At 36.4% G+C, this 23522-nt stretch carries 28 protein-coding genes and 1 pseudogene; 23 read left to right on the top strand and 6 right to left on the bottom strand.

All coding sequences use genetic code 11. The features are described 5' to 3' along the window. Window positions 1-12 precede the first annotated feature (12 nt). From MHH87_RS09370 to MHH87_RS09350, 5 genes are all read left to right on the top strand, one after another. Window positions 13-1542: a DEAD/DEAH box helicase gene (locus tag MHH87_RS09370; protein ID WP_340749045.1), complete on the top strand. Its 1530-nt coding sequence runs from the start codon at window positions 13-15 to the stop codon at window positions 1540-1542. Window positions 1543-1590: 48 nt separating this feature from the next. Further along, entirely contained in the window at window positions 1591-2370 is a 780-nt protein-coding gene (locus MHH87_RS09365; protein WP_340749044.1) for a YqhG family protein, read from the top strand. A gap of 137 nt (window positions 2371-2507) precedes the next feature. Beyond that, a complete protein-coding gene (locus MHH87_RS09360; protein WP_340749043.1) occupies window positions 2508-3152 on the top strand; it encodes an SIMPL domain-containing protein in 645 nt (214 codons plus the stop codon). Between the two features lie 21 nt (window positions 3153-3173). Continuing rightward, a complete protein-coding gene (locus MHH87_RS09355; RefSeq protein ID WP_340749042.1) occupies window positions 3174-4439 on the top strand; it encodes a M48 family metallopeptidase in 1266 nt (421 codons plus the stop codon). A gap of 196 nt (window positions 4440-4635) precedes the next feature. After that, window positions 4636-5112, top strand: a complete 477-nt coding sequence (locus tag MHH87_RS09350; RefSeq protein ID WP_340749041.1) for a hypothetical protein — start codon at window positions 4636-4638, stop codon at window positions 5110-5112. 152 nt (window positions 5113-5264) lie between these two features. Here MHH87_RS09350 and brnQ read toward each other — a convergent pair whose 3' ends face one another. The 4 genes and pseudogenes from brnQ to MHH87_RS09330 form a co-directional block, all read right to left on the bottom strand. Then, window positions 5265-6557 carry a branched-chain amino acid transport system II carrier protein gene (gene brnQ, locus MHH87_RS09345; RefSeq protein WP_340749040.1) on the bottom strand — a complete coding sequence of 431 codons (1293 nt, stop codon included), beginning with the start codon at window positions 6555-6557 and terminating at the stop codon, window positions 5265-5267. Between the two features lie 396 nt (window positions 6558-6953). Beyond that, window positions 6954-7397: a WapI family immunity protein gene (locus MHH87_RS09340; RefSeq protein WP_340749039.1), complete on the bottom strand. Its 444-nt coding sequence runs from the start codon at window positions 7395-7397 to the stop codon at window positions 6954-6956. A gap of 120 nt (window positions 7398-7517) precedes the next feature. After that, a pseudogene (locus MHH87_RS09335) lies at window positions 7518-8531 on the bottom strand (IS1595 family transposase). A gap of 161 nt (window positions 8532-8692) precedes the next feature. Next, window positions 8693-9403, bottom strand: a complete 711-nt coding sequence (locus MHH87_RS09330; RefSeq protein WP_340749038.1) for a polysaccharide deacetylase family protein — start codon at window positions 9401-9403, stop codon at window positions 8693-8695. A gap of 492 nt (window positions 9404-9895) precedes the next feature. Between MHH87_RS09330 and MHH87_RS09325 the strand changes: the two genes are divergently transcribed. The 7 genes from MHH87_RS09325 (at window position 9896) to MHH87_RS09295 (ending at window position 12537) form a co-directional block, all read left to right on the top strand. Beyond that, complete coding sequence (locus MHH87_RS09325; protein WP_340749037.1) at window positions 9896-10258, top strand: DUF5412 domain-containing protein; 363 nt, start codon at window positions 9896-9898, stop codon at window positions 10256-10258. Window positions 10259-10518: 260 nt separating this feature from the next. Further along, window positions 10519-10734, top strand: a complete 216-nt coding sequence (locus MHH87_RS09320) for a helix-turn-helix transcriptional regulator (protein WP_340749036.1) — start codon at window positions 10519-10521, stop codon at window positions 10732-10734. Further along, window positions 10731-11141, top strand: a complete 411-nt coding sequence (locus MHH87_RS09315; protein WP_340749035.1) for a hypothetical protein — start codon at window positions 10731-10733, stop codon at window positions 11139-11141. The genes MHH87_RS09320 and MHH87_RS09315 overlap by 4 nt, the downstream gene beginning before the upstream one ends. A 100-nt stretch (window positions 11142-11241) precedes the next feature. Then, window positions 11242-11388: a hypothetical protein gene (locus tag MHH87_RS09310; protein ID WP_340749034.1), complete on the top strand. Its 147-nt coding sequence runs from the start codon at window positions 11242-11244 to the stop codon at window positions 11386-11388. Window positions 11389-11415: 27 nt separating this feature from the next. After that, window positions 11416-11640: a hypothetical protein gene (locus MHH87_RS09305; protein ID WP_340749033.1), complete on the top strand. Its 225-nt coding sequence runs from the start codon at window positions 11416-11418 to the stop codon at window positions 11638-11640. Between the two features lie 29 nt (window positions 11641-11669). Continuing rightward, window positions 11670-12116: a DUF4362 domain-containing protein gene (locus MHH87_RS09300; protein WP_340749032.1), complete on the top strand. Its 447-nt coding sequence runs from the start codon at window positions 11670-11672 to the stop codon at window positions 12114-12116. A gap of 94 nt (window positions 12117-12210) precedes the next feature. Beyond that, window positions 12211-12537: a YnfA family protein gene (locus tag MHH87_RS09295; RefSeq protein WP_340749031.1), complete on the top strand. Its 327-nt coding sequence runs from the start codon at window positions 12211-12213 to the stop codon at window positions 12535-12537. Between the two features lie 177 nt (window positions 12538-12714). On the opposite strand, the gene aspA is transcribed toward MHH87_RS09295, so the two are convergent. Together aspA and MHH87_RS09285 are read right to left on the bottom strand one after the other, a co-directional pair. Further along, complete coding sequence (gene aspA, locus MHH87_RS09290) at window positions 12715-14136, bottom strand: aspartate ammonia-lyase (protein WP_340749030.1); 1422 nt, start codon at window positions 14134-14136, stop codon at window positions 12715-12717. Between the two features lie 173 nt (window positions 14137-14309). Further along, window positions 14310-15131 (bottom strand): LysR substrate-binding domain-containing protein, encoded by an 822-nt coding sequence (locus MHH87_RS09285; protein ID WP_340749029.1) that lies wholly within the window; start codon window positions 15129-15131, stop codon window positions 14310-14312. A gap of 131 nt (window positions 15132-15262) precedes the next feature. Between MHH87_RS09285 and MHH87_RS09280 the strand changes: the two genes are divergently transcribed. The 11 genes from MHH87_RS09280 (at window position 15263) to MHH87_RS09230 (ending at window position 23308) form a co-directional block, all read left to right on the top strand. After that, complete coding sequence (locus MHH87_RS09280) at window positions 15263-16246, top strand: YeiH family protein (protein ID WP_340749028.1); 984 nt, start codon at window positions 15263-15265, stop codon at window positions 16244-16246. A gap of 146 nt (window positions 16247-16392) precedes the next feature. Next, a complete protein-coding gene (locus MHH87_RS09275) occupies window positions 16393-16776 on the top strand; it encodes a hypothetical protein (RefSeq protein ID WP_340749027.1) in 384 nt (127 codons plus the stop codon). Between the two features lie 161 nt (window positions 16777-16937). Beyond that, entirely contained in the window at window positions 16938-17381 is a 444-nt protein-coding gene (locus tag MHH87_RS09270) for a hypothetical protein (protein WP_340749026.1), read from the top strand. 258 nt (window positions 17382-17639) lie between these two features. Continuing rightward, complete coding sequence (locus MHH87_RS09265) at window positions 17640-18203, top strand: sigma-70 family RNA polymerase sigma factor (protein WP_340749025.1); 564 nt, start codon at window positions 17640-17642, stop codon at window positions 18201-18203. Beyond that, window positions 18200-19213 (top strand): DUF4179 domain-containing protein, encoded by a 1014-nt coding sequence (locus MHH87_RS09260; RefSeq protein ID WP_340749024.1) that lies wholly within the window; start codon window positions 18200-18202, stop codon window positions 19211-19213. Before MHH87_RS09265 ends, MHH87_RS09260 begins: the two co-directional genes overlap by 4 nt. A 228-nt stretch (window positions 19214-19441) precedes the next feature. Then, window positions 19442-20020, top strand: a complete 579-nt coding sequence (locus tag MHH87_RS09255) for a hypothetical protein (protein WP_340749023.1) — start codon at window positions 19442-19444, stop codon at window positions 20018-20020. A 12-nt stretch (window positions 20021-20032) separates the two neighbouring features. Continuing rightward, window positions 20033-20653 carry a hypothetical protein gene (locus MHH87_RS09250; protein ID WP_340749022.1) on the top strand — a complete coding sequence of 207 codons (621 nt, stop codon included), beginning with the start codon at window positions 20033-20035 and terminating at the stop codon, window positions 20651-20653. 437 nt (window positions 20654-21090) lie between these two features. After that, window positions 21091-21759, top strand: coding sequence for a ribonuclease H family protein (locus MHH87_RS09245; protein ID WP_340749021.1), 669 nt, complete (start codon window positions 21091-21093; stop codon window positions 21757-21759). Window positions 21760-21791: 32 nt separating this feature from the next. After that, a complete protein-coding gene (locus MHH87_RS09240) occupies window positions 21792-21968 on the top strand; it encodes a hypothetical protein (protein WP_340749020.1) in 177 nt (58 codons plus the stop codon). Between the two features lie 274 nt (window positions 21969-22242). Continuing rightward, the gene (locus tag MHH87_RS09235) at window positions 22243-22452 is read left to right on the top strand and encodes a hypothetical protein (RefSeq protein WP_340749019.1); all 210 of its coding nucleotides are present in this window, start codon (window positions 22243-22245) and stop codon (window positions 22450-22452) included. A 325-nt stretch (window positions 22453-22777) separates the two neighbouring features. Next, window positions 22778-23308 carry a hypothetical protein gene (locus tag MHH87_RS09230; protein ID WP_340749018.1) on the top strand — a complete coding sequence of 177 codons (531 nt, stop codon included), beginning with the start codon at window positions 22778-22780 and terminating at the stop codon, window positions 23306-23308. Window positions 23309-23522 lie beyond the last annotated feature (214 nt).

The raw sequence follows: 23522 nt of genomic DNA, 5'->3' as shown, positions 1-23522 counted from the left end.
GGGGTGATATTCATGATAATTGAAAGGTCATCTGAATGGAAAGAAGGCTTTCTAAATCGATTGGAAAATGATGAACCTTGGGATAATTGGACATTATACAATATGAGCTATGAAGTAGTTAAAAATAACTTGATAGCTGATTTTTCTGGGCTTCAATCGCCAAAATACTTATCCAATCTCACACCACTTGCCCACCAATTGGAAGTGGCTGAAAGGGTCATTCAAAGGATGAATGGAAAAGCCATTCTTGCAGATGAAGTAGGGCTTGGTAAAACGATCGAGGCAGGCTTAATATTGAAAGAATACCTCGTTCGTGGGCTTGTCAAAAAAGCGTTAATTTTAGCGCCAGCTTCCCTTATCAATCAATGGGTGGAGGAATTAAACCAAAAATTTTATATTCCTGCAATTCCTTATAAAAAAAATACGGCAATTGAGCACTATGATGTTCTTGTCATGAGTATGGACACTGCAAAAAAAAGTCCACATAGAGAACGTATAGTAGCACAAGATTACGACATGATTATCATTGATGAAGCGCATAAACTAAAAAACCATAAAACTCTAATATACGAGTTTGTGCAAAGTTTGAAGAAGAAATTTTGTTTGTTGTTAACTGCCACACCAGTGCAAAATGATGTGTTTGAATTATTTTACCTAATTTCATTGCTAAAGCCTGGTCACCTAGGGAATTACGAGACGTTTCAATCGGCGTTTTCTGCTACGAAGCACGATTTAGAACATGATGATTATTTAAAGGAATTAGTAAATCAGGTGATGGTAAGAAATAGAAGACAGGACACAGGAATCGAATGGACAAATCGTCGTGTTCAAATTATTCCAATCCATTTTACGAAAGAGGAAAAAGAAGTTTACGATATGATTTTAGAACTAAAAAATATGTCGTCCGTATTTTCGGGTTCCTTCTCTATGATTACGCTCCAAAAAGAAATGTGCAGCAGTAAGGAAGCGACTTGCTTGACCTTGGAGAAAATGCGTGAAAAATGCGTTGATCAGAAAGAGATTGATTACGTTGAGGAAGTTATTCAAAAATTGATGGCATTAGTAATAAATTCAAAAGCAGAAAAGGCTTTAGAAATTATTACACAGGCAAATGATAAGGTTATTATATTTACCGAATATCGAGCGACTCAATTGTATTTACAGTGGTACTTGCATACAAATGGCATTTCAAGCGTTCTTTTTAACGGGAAATTCAATAAAAGCAAGCGAGATTGGATGAAGCAACTCTTTAAGGAACGCGATCAAGTACTAATCGCAACCGAATCTGGAGGCGAAGGGATAAACCTACAATTTTGCCACCATGTTATCAACTATGATTTACCATGGAATCCGATGAAGCTAGAGCAACGTATTGGACGTGTCCATAGATTAGGCCAACAGCATGATGTTCATATTTACAATTTAGCAATCCAAGACACCATTGAAAAGGACATTTTAGAATTGCTTAATATTAAAATTGACGTCTTCGAAAAAGTGGTCGGTGATTTAGATGATATTTTATCCCGCAGTAACGTGCAATAAGAGAACAAAAATTAATAGACAATGGGACGCATTTGGAGGAGGATTTACATGTTCCCACAACAAGTTCATCGTTATTTACAAAATTTTTTTAAAGAAACGAATTGCGACATTTTAAGTGATAATGAACAATATATGACCGTTCAACTAACAATTGAGATGGATAAGAAAATTATGAATCGTCCGTTTTATTGGCAATATATTGAAAGTATAGGTGCGGAGCCGAGTCCAAGGCAAGTCACTTTTATTACGGATCACAATCGGCTTCCTAAAGGGGTACTAGGTGAAGTTGTCCACTTCGGTTCACCACGGCTCAGCCAACTGTTTCAGGCAACGCAAGAACTCGGGGCATTTGTGAAAATGTATGAGCGGGTAGAAAATCGTGAAACAACACCATTTTTAACCCCTTGGCTCGCTGTTAATTATAAAGTATCGTATTTTAGCGATCAAACGAAAGAAATGCTTTTTTCTTTAGGTATTAATTTAATGAATGGACAAATTTTAGATGGATTTCAGGAATCATTTAATAATGTGAATTTGATTACTGACAAGCCAAATGGTGTGTTTTTACTGCAGTATATCATCAAGCCATACCGTGCGTTGGAGCGGTTAGATAGGGCAATTGACACTACGATCCAACAGGATGATCATACATGGGCCGAAGAAGCAAAAACAAGATGGCAAAAAGATCAACAAGTATTAGATTACTTCTATGAAGGTGTAGAAGATAAACCAGAATGTTACGAGATGGAAAAAAAAGCACTTGAAGAACAGTACGATACGAAAATAAAAATTGACATTGTAAACGGGGGATTGTTTTATTTGAAATGAAGAATAACCTGTACCAGATAAGATGGTATGGGTTATTTGTTTTGGTCTGAGTATGAGAATATTACAATCTATTAGACAAGTTTTTAGAAATAGAAACATAGAATGAGCAGTATGACCAATACGGAAGGTGGAATGTCATGTATTTTCCTAACGTAATTCAACAAGCATCCTGTTCATCACGTGTTGTCACAGTAACTGGCAATGGGAAGATTGCTGTTAGGCCAAATTATGCGCAGCTTCAAATAGAAGTGAGCACAAAAGGGAAAGAGGTAAGTGAAGCTCAGCAGGAGAATGCCAACATCATGAACCAGGTCATCCAATCGATTATCGCGTTATCTATTCCAAGAGAGGCAATTCAAACTGCAGTATATAATATATTTCCAAATTATGATTATATTGATGGAAAACAAGTATTTAGAGGCTATGAGGTGAAAAATGCCATTACTGTTAAAATAACTGATATGAATAAAATAGGGACTGTCATTGATACTGCTGTATTAAATGGTGCAAACCATGTTTCCGCCATGCAGTTTAGAATCGAAAATGCGGACATTTATTACCAACAAGCGCTTAATTTGGCACTTCAAAATGCACAAATGAAGGCTCGCACAATTGCCGATACGATGCACTTAATTTTGAATCCACAGCCGTTAGAAATAATAGAAGAAAGTAATGCGGAGCCTGTCATGTACCGTGCGCTAGATTTAGCTAGTATCTCGACACCGATTGAACAAGGACAAATCGTAATTAATGCGGCGGTAAGAGTTAAATTTCAATACTAATGAAGTAGAGGTGGTGTGGGAATGACGAAAAAATGGGGATTTACAGCTCTTTTATTATTTGCTATTTATGCGATAGCGATGTATTTTTATATTTTTCAGAGCGGAAGTGGAGGTATACCAGCAGCTTTGAAAGGGACGGTTGCGGATCCAAACGTGTTTATGTCGGAGCGCGAATTGTACTTAAGTGAGGAGTATTCAAAAATACGGAATTTCCTCTTTTTTGTAGCAACACCGTTTGAATGGCTTGTCTATTTTTTCATCCTCATTTTGGGGGTTTCAAAAGCGTTTGAAAAATGGGCCCCAATGAAAAAGAAATGGTCAATTATGCAAAATGCTGTATATTTATTTTTACTAACCGTTTTGATGTATCTATTGTTATTCCCAATTGATTATTTCAGATATCATTTAAGCAAGAGCTATGGGATTAGCACCCAAAATTTCAATTCCTGGATGCGGGATAACCTCATCGATTTTTGGGTAGAGTTCGGAATGACCGTTGTAATTGTGACCGTTCTTTATTGGCTTATTAATAAAAGTACAAAAAAATGGTGGCTATATGCGTGGGCTTTAACCATTCCATTCTCCTTATTCTTGATGTTTATTCAGCCCGTAGTAATAGACCCTTTATATAATGATTTCTACCCACTAAAAAATAAAGAATTAGAGGCGAAAATTCTCACGCTAGCTGAGCAAGCAAATATCCCTGCAACACATGTGTATGAAGTGAATATGGCGGAAAAGACAAATTCACTCAATGCCTATGTTACAGGAATCGGCAGTAATTCGAGAATTGTACTCTGGGATACGACGTTAAACAGCTTATCCGAAAAAGAAATACTATTCATTATGGCTCATGAAATGGGGCACTATGTAGAGAAGCATATTTATTTCGGAATCGCTGAAGCGCTTATAACGATGTTTGTTGGACTTTGGTTAACCGCAAAGCTAATGACTTGGGCTGTCGCGCGCTTTGGTACGGGATTAAAAATAAATCGAGTAGGTGAGATCCATTCGTTACCATTGTATTTACTATTAACATCCATACTGTTATTTGCAGCAAGTCCACTGTCAAATTACATTTCGAGGTATCAGGAAAATAGAGCCGATCAGTATGCAATAGAATTAATGGACGATCGAGAGGCTGCTGTCTCAACGTTTCAAGAGCTGACAAAGGCGGGATTGGGTGAAGTGAATCCGCCGCTACTTGTAAAATGGTTTAGATATTCACATCCACCAATGCTCGAAAGAATCAATAAAATAGCGAATGAAAAAGAAATAGTAGAGTAATTTAACACGTACCGTCAATAAAAATTAGCAGCGCACTAAGTGGAGTGAATCCATTTAGTGTGTTTTATTTATGTGTAGAATTTGCAGATGTATGATATTTCCAGTGGGGTTAAATAGAGGTAAGCTGGAGGAGGCAATGCAGGTTAAGTAAGAACCTATAATACTCGCTATTATAATGTAATGAGGTTTGGAGAGAATGGAATTGAAAGCGAAGTCTTTAATAATCTTTTCTGTGGTCATGATATTTATTCTTTTAGTAGTCCCAAATGTGTTTTCTAATTCTACAAATGTTATCAGTGAAGATAAAGCAGGTGATTATCAATATGCTGAAATAAAGGAACAAAATACATTTACGTGGAAGATTGGTTATCAAGAAAATATTTCTACTATTAAAGAAAATAAGGATAACACAGAGGAGTTAGAACGTTTTAGAACTGCTGTTTTAGATATTAAATACCTTATATTTAAACTCATACTAGTTGCATCATACTTTTTGATTGTTGTTATTACTATGCTAACAGTTCATAAGAAGAACAAAAAAATGCTCAAAGATGGCGGTGTGATCATCGCTATATTAGCAGTTACTGCATTAAGTTATACTATTATAACTTCAATCCACCTGAATGCTGCATTTCGAGATGCAACATATTATTATATGATGCTCACTAATTAAGAAGTTTATATTAATCTACCAAAAATCTTACCGTACTAGTAGCAAAGTCGTTTATTAATAGCAATGCTAGCCTATTGACGTGCTAGTACTTTTTTGAAGCTTATAAAAGAAAACACGCGGCGACAAACGAATCGTTTTGCGCCGCGTGTTTTTTATTGCTTCATTTTATGAACAATCATGCCAACAAGGGCTCCGACAATGGCAGGAATAATCCAGCCAACGCCTTCTGTATAAAGTGGGAAGAACGATAATACACCATCCAGTGCGCCGCCTAAGAAGGAATGGTTAATTGTTTCCACAATGCTAAAAATACCTGTGAAAATCATCGTCCATAAGTAAACAGTATTATTTACATAGCGATTTAGTAGGCCAAGCGCAATAAGTACGATGGCTAGCGGATAAATGGCCCCTAAAATCGGTACCGATATCGCCAAAATTTGGTTTAGACCAAGGTTCGCGATGCCTAAGCTTAGTACAGCCATAACAACTGCCCAGCCTTTATAAGACATGAACGGTAAAAGCTCGGAGAAATATTGACTACAAGAAATGACCAAACTTATCGAAACACATAGACAGGCTAAGATAAACAGAACACCAAGTAACACAATACCGGCTTGGCCAAATAGTGCATCCATACCGAGTGTTAATACTTCAGTTCCGTTTGTCGCATCGCCAAGACCAGAGCTAGAAGCCCCAAGATAGGCTAACACACCGTAAATGGCTGTAAGTAAAATCCCTGCACCTAATCCAGCTAATTGCATATATTTTGAAATCAATGCAGAATCTGTTACGCCTTTCGCACGAATCGTATTAACGACAACAATTCCGTAAACGAGTGCAGCGAGTGCGTCCATTGTTAAATAGCCGTCTAAAAATCCTTGGAAGAAAGGTATTTCAGCATATGAACCGACAGCTGGTGAGAACGAATCGATTGGTGAGATAAGCGATTTAACAAAAATAATTGCCACTAAAATCAATAAGATGGGTGTTAATAATTTTCCGAAGCGATCGACAAGCTTCGATGGTGTTAAGCTAAGCCATAACACGATTGAAAAAAACACAAGCGTATAAACGAATAACATCATCGTTTCGTTTGCATCCGCTGATAAAAATGGCTTCATGCCCATTTCGAACGATATTGTACCCGCACGTGGGATTGCTAAACCCGGTCCAATTGAAAGGTAGATTAAAATTGGGAACACTAGCGCAAACAATGGATGTACGCGCGTCGCAAGGGTTTTTAAACTACCAGCTTTGCCGACAGCGATAACTCCAAGAATAGGTAAGCCTACTGCTGTAATAACAAGGCCAGCTAATGAAACCCACACATCGCTTCCTGAAGAATAACCTAAAAAGGCGGGGAAAATAAGATTACCTGCGCCGAAAAACATGGAAAACAGCATAAAGCTAATGAAAATAAGCTCTTTTGTTGTAAGTGAATTCATGATGTAAGCTCCTTTTCAAAATCATAAAATGTATTATAACAATAAGAAAATAGAAAATCCATAGTATAATAATTAAAAAAATCTAAAAATATTATTTATTGTGATTTTTCTTGCAGGTCTTTTGAATCTATGTGTCCTTCTCTTGGAATCGCCTAACTAGTGAATGAACTAACGCAAGCTCGAAATGAAGCCATATTCCCTATGCTTTTAGAAATAATTTAAAGCTTTTTTCCTGAAGATTATTGCTAAGTAAAAAAATGGTGGTAACAAAATACAGAGTTAATCCTAGAAAAGTGTAGAAATTAACTCTGTGTCTTAGATTTTATAAGACTATGTACTAAAAGAATGTTGCTACTGTATTAAATAAAAGAAGACCTCAAAAAGGTCCTCTTTTGTTTATATTTTTATTCCTTTTGAGTTTCCGTAATGGTCAACAAATTTTCTCAAGTCCTCTAATGTTGAGGATAAAAAACTTTGGTCACTTTCCATTTCAAATTGTAATTCATTTTCCATATGTGCTTTTTCTTTAAAGTAACCTTGTAAAACAACTTGTCCCAATTGATTGAATACAACCTCTAATTTAAGAGAAGTTTCGTAGTTCCAAAAAGTAGCTATTCCTTTAAGTTCACAATTGCACTTATCTAAGTGCTTATAAAACTCATATACATCACCAGTCGTAAACCACAGTTCACCTAAAACATAATAATTTCCACTTTTAATTTCAACGATGCCCTCAGCATCATAGCCACCAAAATGGCTTGTGTCTTTAGGAAAACCACTTGCATTTTGTAGTTCAATTCGGATAAAGCCTTGCTTACCTTTAATAGTAAATCCATTCATAGTTTCAACTCATTTCCTAAAAAGCTAATGGTTAAATAATAGCCATAACAATTTAAAATTAAATTTTCTTCTTTCAATAAATTGCCTTGGTGGTAAAATAAGTAATTTTGTAAAAATAAATCAGTTAAAATTCCAAATATTGATTACAGTTGTGAAATTTGCTTTTTTGCAGGCATTCAATAACATTTCATTCGTATTTTCTTTATAGGGGAATATTTTTTTTAATTCTAAGAAGCGATGCCATATCAAATAGCCGTTTAAGTATTTTATTGCTACACCATTAAACCGAACCATCCAGTCTTTTAATCGACGATGATAGCTATTAACGTGCTGAATATGATAGATTTTTTGGCGAACATATTCTTTGTTACGTGCATTGATGGCTTCGTGCTTTATTCCTTTCATAGCTGCAAACTTCTTGTAGTTTGTTGCGGTATCTGTGAATAGGAAAGCTGTATTATCTAAGTAATCACCTAGTACAGTATCTATTTCAATTGCTGTTATACGTCCTCTACCAGCAACTTCAGAAAGGATTTGACCACTTCTATCGTGGGCGACGCCAACACATATCTGCTCCTTCGATATCCCTCTTTTAGAAGCTGACCCACCTCTTTTTCGAGGTTTACGATGAATAAGATTCTTTTTACCTTTATCCCTCTCTAAGAAAAATGTTTCATCGCTTTCAATAGTTCCTGAAAGTTTCTGATGACCAAGTGATTGCAGGGCAAATAGCACCTTATGTCTCCAATAAAAGGCGGTACTCAGATGTATTTTTAATTCTTTAGCGATAGCTCTTAACGAACACCCATTCACCATCATTTCAATATATTTGAGCCATTTATGCGGATATTTAGTCCCATATAAAGGGCTACCAGCTATATCATTAAACGATTTACCGCAATCCTTACAAAGATAACGCTAACGAGCTTTATATGTACCATTTCTTTTAAAAGACATACTACCACAATATTCACAGGCTAATCATTTAGAAAACCGTTTCTCCCGAATATCCACAATCTTATTTGAGATATTGGTAGTAGAATCGCGAAACAAATCTTCTTTCATAGCAAAGAAAAGCTTTATCTGTTCATCTTTGGTAAGGTCCGAAAATTTTTCATACATATTTAGCCACATCGAAAATTGCTCCTGTCATAATAAGTTCAATTATTATAACGGTATGTCATCCTTAGCAACAAATTATACGAACATAGCCTTTTATAAACAGAATTCTCAACAAAAGCATTCTTAGTTGAGAAGAAAAACAACGAAAAATGGCTACTTTTTTATCGTTTGAATCATTTAATACCTGATAATTCCTGAAGTTCATTAACAGTTATAAATGCATATCCCTCAGTTGAAAGTGCTTGTAAAACTCCTTCAATTGTTTGAAGTTCTTTGCCCGTTTCATCATACATTGGATGCATCAAAATAATTGAACCGGATTTAATATGCTCTGTCACATAATTCACTTTGTCAGAAACCGTGGAGTAATAACTATCTGGTTCAATATTCCAAGTAATAGTGTCTCTATTATGTTTATTTAGATAATACGGGAATCCTATCAGTTTTTTTCCGTTTGGTGGACGAACATCAATTTCACCTTGATATCCCGCGTTTCGTATTAATTGATCTGTTTTTTCAATTTCCTCTTTGCAGTAAGAAAGTGTTTTGAAAATCATTCGATTATGAGAATAGGTGTGATTTCCAATTTGATGTCCTCCTTCAGCAATTTTTATTGCTTCCTCTGGGTGCCTTTCTATTTCTTCACCAATCAGAAAAAAGGTAGCTTTTGCATTGTACTTTTTTAATAGAGGTAAAATCTGATTTACGTTGTCAGTTGGGCCATCATCAAAAGTTAAAGCGACTACTTTTTGATTTGTCTCCACTTGTTTGGTTAAACCACCAAATAATTGGTATGTCCTAGAATTCATTAATTTATAAGTACAAAGTAATAGAAGGGAAACTAACAAAATCCCTAGCCCAATCAATAGTAATTTCTTTTTCATAAAAATTCTTCTTTCAATTTAGGAGTTTTTAAGGCAGTTTCTTATTATATCAGAAACTAACTATTGCCCCAAATTCGGAGTAAATCGCAGCGTACATTTTATATTGAGCTTCAAACGGGTAAGCAAGATGAAGTGCTTTCAAAAAAAAATTCAAGTAGTGAAGGGCTTGTTCATTTTTGCTTGTGGGTTGAAGAGCTTACACAAGAAGTAGAACAATTAATAGAACTGAGTAGCAATTTTGTTTGTAGATAAGAAAGGACATCATCTCGCCCTATATTGGGCGAGATGTGTCTTTCTAATAAAAAAGGATGAAATTATTTATCATGTTGAAAATGGTCACCTCTGCAAGTTAATAGCACCAGAAAGGAGAATTGTGGAAATACGTGATAACAAAGGAATTTAAGGGACTTTGAAGCAGTAATCTAAGAAACATAATAAAATTAATGACGTCCTTTATTATTGAATATTTGGAAGTATAAGGAGTTTGTCGATATGAAGAAATTTATTAAAGGATTATTCATTTTTGGCGGAATATTCGTTGTTCTCATTGCGTTTGCAATTTATCAACTATTTTTCGATATGGATTCATTACCAACGGGTGAGTATCTCACTGAAGAAACCTCCCTAGATGGCACATATACGCTAAAGGCATATGTGATAAACGGTGGTGCCACGGTTTCATATGCAATGCGTGGTGAATTGGTATTTAATAAAATGGGCAAGAAGACGAAAAATATTTATTGGAATTATCGTGAAAAAACTGCCGCTATTACTTGGTTGGATAACGATACTGTTGAAATTAACGGACATACATTAGATGTCCCAAGGGATAGGTTTGATTTTAGATATCAATAGCATACTTATTTAGGTGAAGGTGCATAAACTTAGTATGTAAAGCTAACTAAATTCTAGTTTGGAAGACAACATGGGCTTCTTCGTGTGAATTGATTTAGCAGAACTAACGATGGAAGATTTTTTTGCTTCAGTGGCTGAAATGGAAAAAGTAGAATAAATTCGGTCAATCAGCAGCTTCGTGTAAAGATACCTTTACATGAAGCTGCTTTTATTATAATATGAATGTAAAGATATCTTTACTTTTTCATGGGGGTATACAGTTGAAGGTAGTCAATCACATTAAAGAAATTCGTTTGAAAAAAGGGATTACTCAAGTACAAATGGCAGAGGATTTACAAATTACTCGACAAACGATCAATGCTATTGAAAAAAACAAATATAACCCTAGCTTAGAGTTGGCGCTGAAGCTCATTAAATATTTTGATGTACCGCTTGAACAATTATTTTATCTAGATGAAACGGAGGATGAGAAATGAGTGTAAAAAGACTGCAAACGACGCTTTGGCTTGTCATTATTGGCTCCATGTTAATTGGTGGAGTACTCGGTATTTATTTAATTGGTAAGGAAACTGGGGAATATAATTATGAACTATTGCTGCCAATGGGAATAGGTAGTGTTGGGGGTTTAGTTATTTTTTTAGCGAACCGCAAGTTCAAGCAAAAAAGAAATGGCAATGTACCGGATTATGATGAGCGCAGTGCCTTGTTAATTCAAAAATATTTCATGATCGCTCTTTACGTTATTTTATTTGGCAGTGGTGCGGCGCTCCTTGTTGCATACGCAATGGGGATTCAATATATTGAAACAGGCTTACTTATAATGTGTCTTTTTGGTATATTTATGGTCCTTGGGGTAGGGGCATTAGTAGCGAAAAGATTGTGATATTAATTGATTTGCCGGTTATTAAAAACATGATCCATAAAAAACATTGTAACGTTAACTATACATTAACCGTCTAAGTCTACAATAGGGGGGTGTTTGTTTGCAGCTAAAGCATGTGTTTTGGATGCTAGGATTATTTGTTGTTTTAGGCGCCTGTAATAATGAGCAAAGTGTAGAGCAATTAGCAAAAAAAATTACAGTACAAGAGGCCATAGATTTTTCACAAGTTCAACCAAATTCGCTATAAATCATTACGAATACTACTGACATCGCAATGGTACAAGAGCTATTTGAAAAAGCAGTGAAAGTTGATGGCATTGTCGATATAATGGTACCGGATTATCACATTCAAATAGCAATAGAGCAGTATTTTTTATGGCTAAATGAAGATGATACAATCACAATTATGAATAAAAATGACACCAATACAAGATACAAAATTTCAGATGATAAAGAAGTTAAGGCTTTCGTATTTTTAATTAGTGGCGCTAGTTCTTAACTATATGCACCCAAAAAGGGGACGGACGAATGAGTTCTATTAAAAATATATTCTTAATTCCTGTAGTATTTATGGTAGTAGCCTGTGGAGCCTGTAACGAACAAGGAATGGACTTACCGACAACAAAAAGTACAGCTTATACACCTACTGAAGAGGATATTGTTAATATGCATGGTGATATTACGAATTTAGAGCGTTTTAAAGAATTTGTTGAAAACGTTAATGAAGATGAAGAAGATGCCATTCGAATAGTCATTTATACAACAGAAGGAGATGCAATATTAAAGGACGTTGCATATCACGGAGATAATATAAAATATACGGTGGATACAACGCGAGACGGATATGGTCAACAAGAAATTACAACAACTTATTGCGGATCTGTTGAAAAAGTAGAAGTGAACGAAAGAATAGATTATAAAGTAATAGGTTGTGAAAACAAAATAGATGAAATTCTTTTGATTGTTGATAAATAATCAAGAGCTGTAACAGATGATTCTGTATTCGAATCTTCTAGAATTGGTTTGTATTATTAATTGAATGGAAGAATGTTGAAAGGTTGAGGGAGTTTTGTTTAAAGCAGTATTACTTTTTTTATTAGCAGGTTTAGCCGAAATAGGCGGTGGGTATTTAATATGGATTTGGTTAAGGGATGGCAAGTCTGCTTATTTAGGGCTATTTGGAGGAATCGCATTAGTGTTATATGGGATCATAGCTACGTTTCAATCATTCCCATCATTTGGTAGGGTTTATGCTGCCTATGGAGGCGTTTTTATTGTTCTTTCTGTCTTATGGGGGTGGGGCATCGATAAAAAAACCCCAGATGTATATGATTGGATAGGTGCAGGAATATGTTTAGTTGGTGTGACAGTAATGTTATTGGCACCACGTCATTAATAAGGTGATACTATTTATAGTTTGGTCGAATATTATTGCTAGTTTACAAGGAATGGATGACATAACTTGCCTTGGCGGAGTGAAATGGGAAGTCTGTTTATTAGTTGGAATATTTCGAATAAGAAAAGACTGTCAAACAACGACTAAATTCGTCTGTTTGACAGTCTTTTTAAGGTATTATTTTAATAATGCCATTGCTTCTTCGCCAGCAATGCCGGGTTGTGTCATTTCAAATGGATTTAAAATAACTTCTAATTGTTGCTCTGTGAAGTAGCCGTATTGTAGGCATAGTTCACGAACTGAACGATTAGAGTGCAATGCTTCACGTGCGATTTGTGATGAACGTTCATAGCCTAAATACGGTGCAAGTGCTGTTACAATACCGATGCTACGCTCAACATAATCTGTTAATTGTTCTTCATTTGCCTCGATGTGATCTAGGCAATATTTCGTAAAGACAGTAAAGCCATTTGTCATTATTTCTATTGATTGAAGCAAGTTAAACACAAGTACTGGCTCCATAACGTTTAATTCAAATTGACCTGCCTCTGATGCCATAGTGATCGTTGTGTCATTGCCGATTACTTGGAATGCAATTTGGTTAATTAGTTCTGGCATAACTGGATTTACTTTACCTGGCATAATAGAAGAGCCGGGTTGACGCTCTAGTAGACGGATTTCGCCAAAGCCGGTTTTTGGACCTGACGCCATTAATCGAAGGTCGTTTGCGATTTTTGACATGTTTGTCATCGCAATGCGGAGCATTCCTGATGCTTCTGTATAGGCGTCTGTATTTTGCGTGCCGTCAATATAGTTTTCAACCTTTGTGAATGGGAAGCCGGTAAATTCAGCAATGTTTTTCACAGCATGCTCTGTATAAAGAGGGTCTGCGTTTAAGCCTGTACCAATTGCAGTTGCCCCGATGTTAATTTCAAATAGTGCGACTTGTGCACGTTTAATACGTTTTATATCACGTGCTACAACGGCTGCATACGCGGCAAATTCTTGGCCAAGACGGACAGGAATTGCATCTTGTAAATGTGTACGGCCCATTTTTACGATATGGTCAAATTCTTTTGCTTTACGTTCAAAGCTTTCCTTCATCGTTTCCATTGCAACAATTAATTTGTCAAGTGTGAAAACGCTTGCAATGTGAATCGCAGTAGGGAATGCATCATTTGTTGACTGTGCCATATTAACATGGCTGTTTGGGCTAATGATTGCGTAATTGCCTTTTTCCTCATTTATTAACTCAAGAGCGCGATTTGCAATGACCTCGTTCGCGTTCATATTCATTGAAGTACCAGCCCCGCCTTGGATTGGATCTACTAAGAACTGGTCGTGTAGTTGTCCAGCTAAAATATCATCCGCAGCAGTAGCGATTGCATAGGCAATATGATTTTCTAATTTCCCCACTTTTAAGTTCGCAAGTGCGGCACTTTTTTTCACAATTGCAAATGCACGAATTAATTCAGGATGCATTGTCATTTTCGTAATTGGGAAGTTTTCAAGTGCACGTGATGTTTGAATACCATAGTACACATCTTTCGGGATTTCTAAAGTTCCTAAAAAGTCTTTTTCAATACGTGTTGTTTCCATTTTTTCCTCCTGTAAAACAATAATGTTTCTTCGGAAATTTAGGCAGTTGAGGCTGTCTAGCTTTCTATTTGTATTATAACTGATTTTTATTATTTATCGACATTATTTTAATATAAATTGATATTGTTAGATTCTTTGGATTGTTGAAAAAATATGAAAGCATATGATCAAAATTATTTTGTTAAAAATCCGATAAAAGTCTGTACAACTTTTGACTTTATCTGCTCTTTTAGTTGAATACAGTAAAAATCACGGTTCCATGTTAAGCGCGGCGCATCAATGACAAAAAGCTGCTGCTGGGCAATTTCTTGCTCAACCGTCCATTTTGATAATAATGACACCCCGATGCCAGCCATGACCGCCCCTTTAATAAGCTGCGTACTGCCGTATTGCTGTAGTCTTTGTGGTTGTAAGTGCTGAGCATGCCAAAAACGTTCCACTGCCGCGCGCGTCCCAGAGCCTGGCTCACGAATAATCCATGTTTCATTTCCCAATAATGTTTTTAGTGGCTTGTTGGCGACGAGCACCATTTGATCCTGTGCAAAGCGAACGCGTTCAAGTTGTTGGTGGCTGACGATTCCTTCCACAATACCTACATCGATTTGCTGATTTAGCACTTGTTCGGCAATATGAGATGTATTTTGAATATCAATTTGTGGTTCTACTTGTGGATACTGTTGCAAAAATTGTGCGATGACCTGTGGCAAAATGTATTCTCCGTATGAATAACTGGCGCCGATTGTTAGCTTACCTTTTACTTCGTTCGCCAAATCATCAAGCGCCTGCGAAAGTTCTTGCTGCAGACGTATCATTTTCAAACAGTAGTCAAACGTAATACGGCCCGCTGCGGTTAGTCGTAATTTTTTTGTTGACCGGTCAAAAAGGATGGCACCAAGCTCCTGCTCATATTGCTTCACATGCTGACTAACAGCGGGTTGGCTCATAAATAGTAGCTCCGCGGCATTTGAAAAACTTCCTTGTTTGACAACTTCCATAAAGACATGTTGTTTCGTATCTATGTTGAATATCCCCTATCATAAGTAAATGATTATAATTATTATAGCTATTATTAATTTTTAATTATAATGTTTTTTCATTAAGATAGGGAGTGAAAGAGGGGAATGAAATGGAAAAACATCAACAGAATTTCATCAAAGGTATTTTATTTACGTTTTTCATCGCATTAGCTGCGTACGGAATCGCACAACTTCCGATTATTTCAGTTATTGGGCCACTTGCAATAGCCATTATTCTTGCGATTATTATTCGCAACTATATATTTGAACCCGTTGTTTGGGAAAAGGGAATTACGTTTTCATCGAAAATGATATTACGTCTCGCAATCATTTTGTACGGTGTTCGATTAAATATGATGCTCATTTTTGATCAAGGCTTGCCTTTTATCGGACGTGCGGCATTAGTTGTAGCGGTGGGTATTGGATTAATGCTTCTTTTAAGCCGTCTGTTTGGGGTGGACCGTAATCTTGCACTGCTACTGGGTTGCGGAACGGGAATTTGTGGCGCGGCAGCAATCGGCGCAGTCGCCCCAATTATTCACTCAAAGGATGAGGATACGGCACTTGCAGTAGGTATGATTGCGTTACTTGGAACAATTTTTGCACTCTTTGCACCTGTTGTGGCCTCGTTGGTAGAAATGCCGGCCGCACTATACGGAGAGTGGGTAGGCTTTAGTGTACACGAAATCGCCCATGCCGCTCTAGCTGGGGGTACTTACGGAGATGCTTCACTAACGCCCGCATTAATGGCAAAATTAAGCCGCGTACTATTACTGTTCCCAGTGACGTTAATTATTGCTTGGCTCGTGTCACGAAAACAGGGAGAGACAACGCAAAAAGCATCCTTCCCGCTATTTATTGTAGGCTTTCTCATCGTTTCAATTATTAGCACGATTGCATTAGAAAATGGTTGGATGACGGTAGGGGTTCAGCAGCAAATCGCAAGCTTCGCATCATTTCTACTCACAATGTCCATGGCGGCACTGGGCTTAACGATTAACCTAAAACAATTACAAGGGCAGGCTTTAAAACCACTTATGCTCCTATCGACAACGTCCGTACTATTATTTGCTTTTACATTTTGGATGGTTTAAATAAAGGGAAAGAGAACTTCAGGCTGAACTAAATTCATTTTAGTTCAGCTTTTATTTGTCTTTAAAAAGGTTTTTTGAAATCTTTGTGGAAACTATCTTTATGATAATTAAAAAGCGGCTCAACTAAATGACGGAGGGAGTTTTCATTGAAGAACATCTCTATGTGCATGTTCGGTTTAATATTGATGCTAGTCTCTTGTGTTAACAACAGTGGACCTACATTCAAAGGTGAAGGTGTCAATTGGAGTGGTGAATTAATTACGAAATATGATTTTTGGAGTAAAGAGAGTCAGAGTATAAGAATTACCTATATAGGCGAAAATCTTGAGCATCTAAGTAAAACAAAAGTTATTGTAGATAGTCCTGACTTCTTGGGTTGGGGTATAGGTACAATTGAATTAGATGACGAAGGAAGTTATTATCGAGGAGATGCCTTCGAAATTGAAACGAAAACGCCCTCTTCGTCAAAAATAATACTAACAATAGAAGGGAACGAGTCAGAAACGATCTCATTAGGTGTAAGTTCATAAGAATATTGAAAAAGACTTGTTAAAAGAACTTTAACAAGTCTTTTAGTATATAAGCAAGTATAACTTTCATATTTACATAAGTAAGTACATCCTCTCGACCTATATTGGGGAGATGTGTCTTTCTAATTATTTGAGATGGTTTAAAAAGGAGACGAATCATCATGTGGAAAGAATTATGTGGACAAAATGAAATCGAAGAATTACTAGAGGGATTTGGATATTTTCATGATAGCTGCTTAAAGGAAGTGTTAATTCATTCAAATAGTTTTGTTAATAATGAATTAAGTATGAGTGTAGATCCAACGGCAGTAGCTTATTTAGTTTTTCAACGCCAGTTTAATGTTGGATACTCAGTAATCGAAATGAAATTTGAAGAAGTCGAGCAATTTTGTCTAAATCCGTGTCCCAAAAATTATGATGCAATTATATTTAGCGCAACCATTTTCCAAATTGAAGATACGTTTTATTGGTCAAATGACGAAGAATTTTCGCCGGAAGAAATAAAAATTACAAAATGGCTTCATTGGATTTCTGCTAAAAAAGTAATGTGGCGAGCGCTGGATAATGCGTTAGGAGATTCAAAGCGATATAGAAGTGAATCATAAAGACCCACAGTGATTACATACGAAAACAGCTTTATTCATGATTTTTATAAAAACATTCAAAAGCTATCCTATTGACATGTAGGATAGCTTATTATTTTGGATACTAGATTTTGTACATATACGAAAGTAAAAATGCGATTGACTTGAACGAACTCTGAATTAAATGTAGTTGCCTAAAATGTTTTTGAGAATGTTCTCATAGTTATTTCGTTATAGTAGATGAAAAAGCTTTTTCACAATACAAAGGGAGTTCAACATATGGCGAATGAGATGAATTTTATTAAACGTTTAAAGAAGCAAAACGAAGATGCGCTTGAATATGTAATTGAAGAATATATGCCTCTTGTAAAGGCCATTGCGCTAAAAGTGTTACAACCAATGGGGCAGGCTAGTGCGGTGGACGACTGTATAAATGAAGTATTTTTAGACGTGTGGAAACATGCGCAAACATTTCAAGGAGACGCGGTCGATTTTAAAAAGTGGATTGCAATGGTCGCAAAATATAAGGCCATAGATCATTATCGCATTTATGACAAACGAGCTTCACGAGAGCAGACAATTGATACCGAGCCACTATTCCAAACAGTGAGAGATACCCAGGATACGGTTTTAGCCCGTGAGCAACGTAATGAATTACTATTTGAAGTAGCGCAATTAGATGAGCTTGACCGCGATATTTTTATGATGAAATACTACTTAGATATGAAAAATGCTGAAATTGCAGAGACACTCGCCATCACAAAAGCCGCCGTCGATAATCGCCTATACAGAGGAAAACAAAAATTAGCAAAAAGTCTAGCGTTAAAGGAGCGATACGTATGAGTGACTATAAAAAGTGGGCAAATGTAAATTTTGATGATATCGAGCTAGCTGAAGTTTCAGCGCATGAAAAGAAGCGCGTCAAGCAGCATATACTTGGTAAGAAAAAAGCAACAAAGCGTTTGAGGAAATGGGGACTAGCGGCAGCGATTTTACTAGGTGCTACCATTACAACAGGCTTTGCGTTCCCTTCGATTGCTTCACAAATTCCGTTCGTGCAAAACATCATGAGTTACTTCAATGAAGATTTTCCGGTTAATAGCACTTACGATGATTTTGCTACTACTATTGATACGGTGCAAACGAGTAAAGAAGCCACAATGGTCATTGAAAAAGCAGTGTATGATGGCAATTCGATTACGATTTCGTATGCGCTTCAAACGGATTTGGATCTCGGAGAAAGCCCGATGAATAGCAATTATATTAAGGTTGAAGGTGCGTCTGGAACAAGTGGTGTCGGCAAGCTCAAAAAAATTAAGGATAATACGTACGTCGGCATAGAGAAAATTACACCGTTTTTTGACAAAAAGGCTCCAAAAATAGTAAACATTTCGTGGAAGCTGGATCGATTTGAAAGTACAGAATCAAGCACTATCCTTTCCGGCGACTGGAAATTTAGTTTCTCTCTAACAAAACTTGCAGGCGCGACACAGCTCGTCAATGAAGTAGTAGAAAAAGAAGGCGTTACCGTGCACATTCAAGAAATCGAACGCAATGACATGACGACTGTAATTCGCTACGAGCAGCTGAATGCCCCCGCGGTGTTAACAAAATGGGCATATGCATCAATCTCCTTCACCGCAGTTGACGATTTGGGGAATACGTATGAATTGCAAAATAACGGTGGTACAGGTGATAGCGAAGGACTGACAATGAGCTGGTCCGACACGATGTCAGCTATCGACCAACAAGCAACGACGATTACACTACAACCGATTATTTATTTCTCAACTGGTGAGAACGGAGTAGCGAAAATTGTGGCGATGGATGCGGTTGAAATTGAGTTGGAATAAAAGAGAATAAAGTGAATGGATTAGTTATTATTCTACTAGTTAAAAAGAAATCCCCGTGAAAAAAATCACGGGGATTTTACTGTTTAAATTAGTTTGTATAGCTTTACCAGGGATAGGATTAATTAGTGCGGAGCATCATAATAGTGTAATTTCAAAAATCTAATAGCAATCGGTCCCTCTACTGCTCAAGATGCAGTTTACATTTTCATAACATAAGGAGACATAATAATGTATAAATGGCTAATTTATTTAAGCATGTTTCTACTACTAGCTGGATGCGGTGATGATGTGAAAAATGTATCCAAAACGAAAGTAAATAATGAACAAAAAGCGTCAGAATCTGATATTGGTCGCCGAGCTAACCCAGTACCAGTAGGTGAAACGAAAGCGATTAGTGACTGGATTTACAGTAATGGTAAAGAAGATTATAGTGCTGTCGTGAATGTTACGATACATGAAATGAAAAGAGGAAAAAGTGTTTATCAAGAAGCACTTTCTCAAAACCAATATAATAAGGCTCCAATGGACGGTTATGAATATATCGCGTTAAAAGTTTCAGTTGAATTAGTAGAAGCTGAAACGGAGGATTATGCTTTATTTGTTTCAGAAGGCGATTTCCAATTTATTAGTACAGAGGGGTCATCATATGAGTTTACATCACTTGTGTATGAGCCAGAACTAAGAGCTGAAATTTATACAGGTGGCTCTACGTCAGGTTATGTTATTGGACAAGTAAAAATTGGCGATGATGTACTCGTAGTATATGAAGATGCAGAGTGGAATAACGTTTTCTTTGCAACAAAATAGGAGGCAATGACAATGCGTAAATGGTTAATTACTTTATTTTCGGCTTCACTATTATTAACAGCATGTGAATCAGATGAAGCAAATCTTAAAAAAATAAATGATGCAGCAACGATAAAAGAGTCAGATGTGGCAAGCATAGAAGTAAACAAAAGTCTATTACATGTTGAAGTGACACTACCCGCAAGCTTTTTTAAAGATACAACAGAAGAACAAATTATTAGTGATGCAGAATCGAAAGGGTTTTCAGATGTAAATGTGAATAAAGACGGAACAGTTACTTACAAAATGGCAAAATCTAAACATAAAGAATTAATGACAGTAATGGAAAAGCAAGGAGTAACAACTGTTAAAAAAATTTTAAATTCCAAAGATTATCCTGCCATTCAAGAAATTTTATACAATAGCGACTTCAGTAAATTTGATGTACGAGTAAATCGGGAGCAATATAAGGAGAGCTATGATGGCTTTGTAATTTTAGGATTAGCGATGACAGGAATGTATTATGGTGCATTCGATGGTAAAAATGGAGATGATCTAAAGGTAACATTTCATATGATTGATGCAGCAACGGATGAAGAATTTGAAACAACAGTGTATCCCGATGCTTTCGATGAAAAAGCAACTACTGAATAATAACTTTCCAACATTTTTGCAAATTAGTACAACTTAAAGGCATGTAACCATTTCAGTTAAACTAATGTATCGCTTTTGGTAATGTTTAATGATTTCTTTCAAGGGATTTTGAAGATTACAAATTGCGGCGACTAAAACAGGGTAAAGAGGTTAACGAAAGTTTGGAAATAATTAATAAATTTGAAAATATATGAGGTATAATCGAAATGGATTCACCTATATTGCGAATACTACGAAAAAGAAATAGTTTAGATCGAAAGAGTATTAGCAAAAGAATTTATCACTCATTGTAACTTTACCAACCAACATATAATAAGAGATCGAATTACCTTCTAATCAGTAAAAGCGAGAGGATTATTTGTTGACTGAAAATAAATTCCTCCACATTGGAGAGACTATTTGGTGAATATAAACTTAGGGCTGTAGGAGGATGAAGGATGAACATCTCAATCGAGTGGATTTACAAAATACCAAAAGGGGCGGAAACCGTTTTTCGTTCCGAGGAGATGCCTGCAGCGAAAGGTTTGCTGTTTGCAGAAGATCTTGAGCGGACTGGACGCACAAAAAGCATACTATTTATTGATAAGTTCGATACTCAATGGACGGTCAAAGAAATGAAAGGCTATTTAAAAGAAATCGAAACGGAACCGCATAACATCACGGTCTATTTTGATGGAGGCTATGATCGCGGAACGAGTACAGCAGGTTTAGGCTGCGTTATTTATTATGAACAAAGTGGAAAGTCTTACAGATTGCGTCGGAATGCATTTGCTGAGGGCTTGAAGTCAAATAACGAGGCTGAATATGCTGCACTTCATTTGAGCCTTGTTGAGCTCGAACTGTTAAATGTCCACCATTTACCAGTCCGTTTCATTGGGGATTCACTAGTTGTTATTAATCAGATGAATGAGGAATGGGCAGTAGTGGAGAATGACTTGTCAAATTTAGTGAACCGAATTGACAAAAAGTTACGCAGTCTTCATATTCAACCAGAGTTCGAACTGATACCGCGAAAAGAAAATGCTGAAGCGGACCGTCTAGCAACACAGGCGCTGAATGGAATTAATATTACAGCGTTAGTTGATTTGGATGCGGAAAAGGGTTGATGTTATTAATATACACTTAGGGAGCCCATTCGATGATCATAAACCAAGATGACCATTTCACGTTGGAGATTAATCAAGATAATTTAGACTATTTTACAATCCGCTCGACGTATGCGATAGAGGGCGTTAAGGATGAGGATAGCATCGTTTTGAGTAAGGATGATTTACTTAAGCTGAAAGAGTGGATTGAGGAGAATGTTATAGAGTAGTGTTTTCACAAAAAGGGGGCACTTTTTGCTCACTAAGTTCAGCATGCTTTTCACATAGATTGAACCAAAATAAAAAGTCGGATAGATATGCGAAAGATGAAAGTGAACATAGAATCAATATTAAGAAAAATGGTATTGACTACGTTTAAAATTAATTGAATACATGGTATGATAGGGTACTCAGGTAAATTAGGAGGTCTTGCGCCTAATTAAAAGTAAAGGATTCGAAACTCCTCCCTGTGGTTAAATATGGAAATCTATCGGAGGTGTCATTATGAGAAAAAAATGGACTATTGAAAATATACGTGATTTTGTCGCGAAAAATTCAGATAGTGAATTACTTTCTACTGAATATGTAGGATTCTCTCAAAAATTACTGTTTAAATGTTCATGCGGAAATAATTTTGAAAAAACATTAACGAAGTTTAAAGGTAGTAATCAGAGAAATTGTCCAGATTGTGTAGCACCCAGAACTTCACGTTGATTTTTTTGAAGGAAATAATAGTACTTGCTTGCGGGTTGAATTTCCACATGACACATCTGAATGAAAAGACAAAGGCCAAAGAATATTCTTTCGTCTTTGTCTTTTTTTATAACCATATTTATAGCTTTGTATGTAGGAAGTGCCATTGTGAATTGTTCTTGGGAGTGGGAGTATTCAGCCCTATTTTCGATTAACTAGGAAGGCATATTTTTAGGGACTCCTCGTATAGTATAGAGTACCAAGTCAGGTCTTTTTTTATGTATAACAGAAGTTTAACCGTCCTCCAAAATTCAAAATGAAAGCACTATGCGGGAGGCTATGAAATATGATCCGGTTGATTAAGAAAATAAATAACGAAACGCTTTATTGGCAAGTTTGGAAGGTGGGCGAGCCTGTATTTATTCAGTCGGGCACTCTTGGGGTAAGTGGTGAAAAGGAAGAACTGAAGCTAAATAGTTCCGACAGCTCAACAAAAATTATTAGGAGTTTAGCTGAAGAAAAGCTAATGCAAGGTTATGAATTAGTTGGCGAGAAGGCGTTAATCCAAATAGTTGTACAATACCGTTATGGAGATAAAGAACAATTTGCTGAAATTGAGGAAAAGTGCTTATTTGTAGAGGTTTTATTGGATCATGCGTTATTCAACACAGGGAATGGGGAAGTTATCGGCTTTGAAATTGGAGATGGTGGAGGAACGCATCATTTATACGTTGTAGATGTTAAAGTTGCATTTGAAACGATATTGAAAGAGTTATCTACTCACAATTTATTAGAAGGGGTGGAAATCGCCTTTTTAAAAGAAAATGGTGGATATAGTTCCCTTTATCCAAAAGGTGTGGATTTTGAACCATTGTAAAACAGTGATTTGAAATATTTAACCTCCCTCATGATCCCCTACCAAGTTTAATACATATATTACTCACGATTTATGGAGTAACACCACGATTATTAACGAAGATGACTATTTCACGCTGAAATCAATAAAGACAGTTTGGATTATTATACGAGCCGCTCGACGTATGTGACGGGGGATGTTGAAGATGAGGATAGCGTTGTTTTGAGTAAGTTAG

This window comes from Solibacillus sp. FSL H8-0538 (genome assembly GCF_038003525.1).
In the GTDB taxonomy this organism is placed as follows: Bacteria; Bacillota; Bacilli; order Bacillales_A; family Planococcaceae; genus JBBOPI01.
This window is presented reverse-complemented; position numbering and strand designations above follow the sequence as displayed.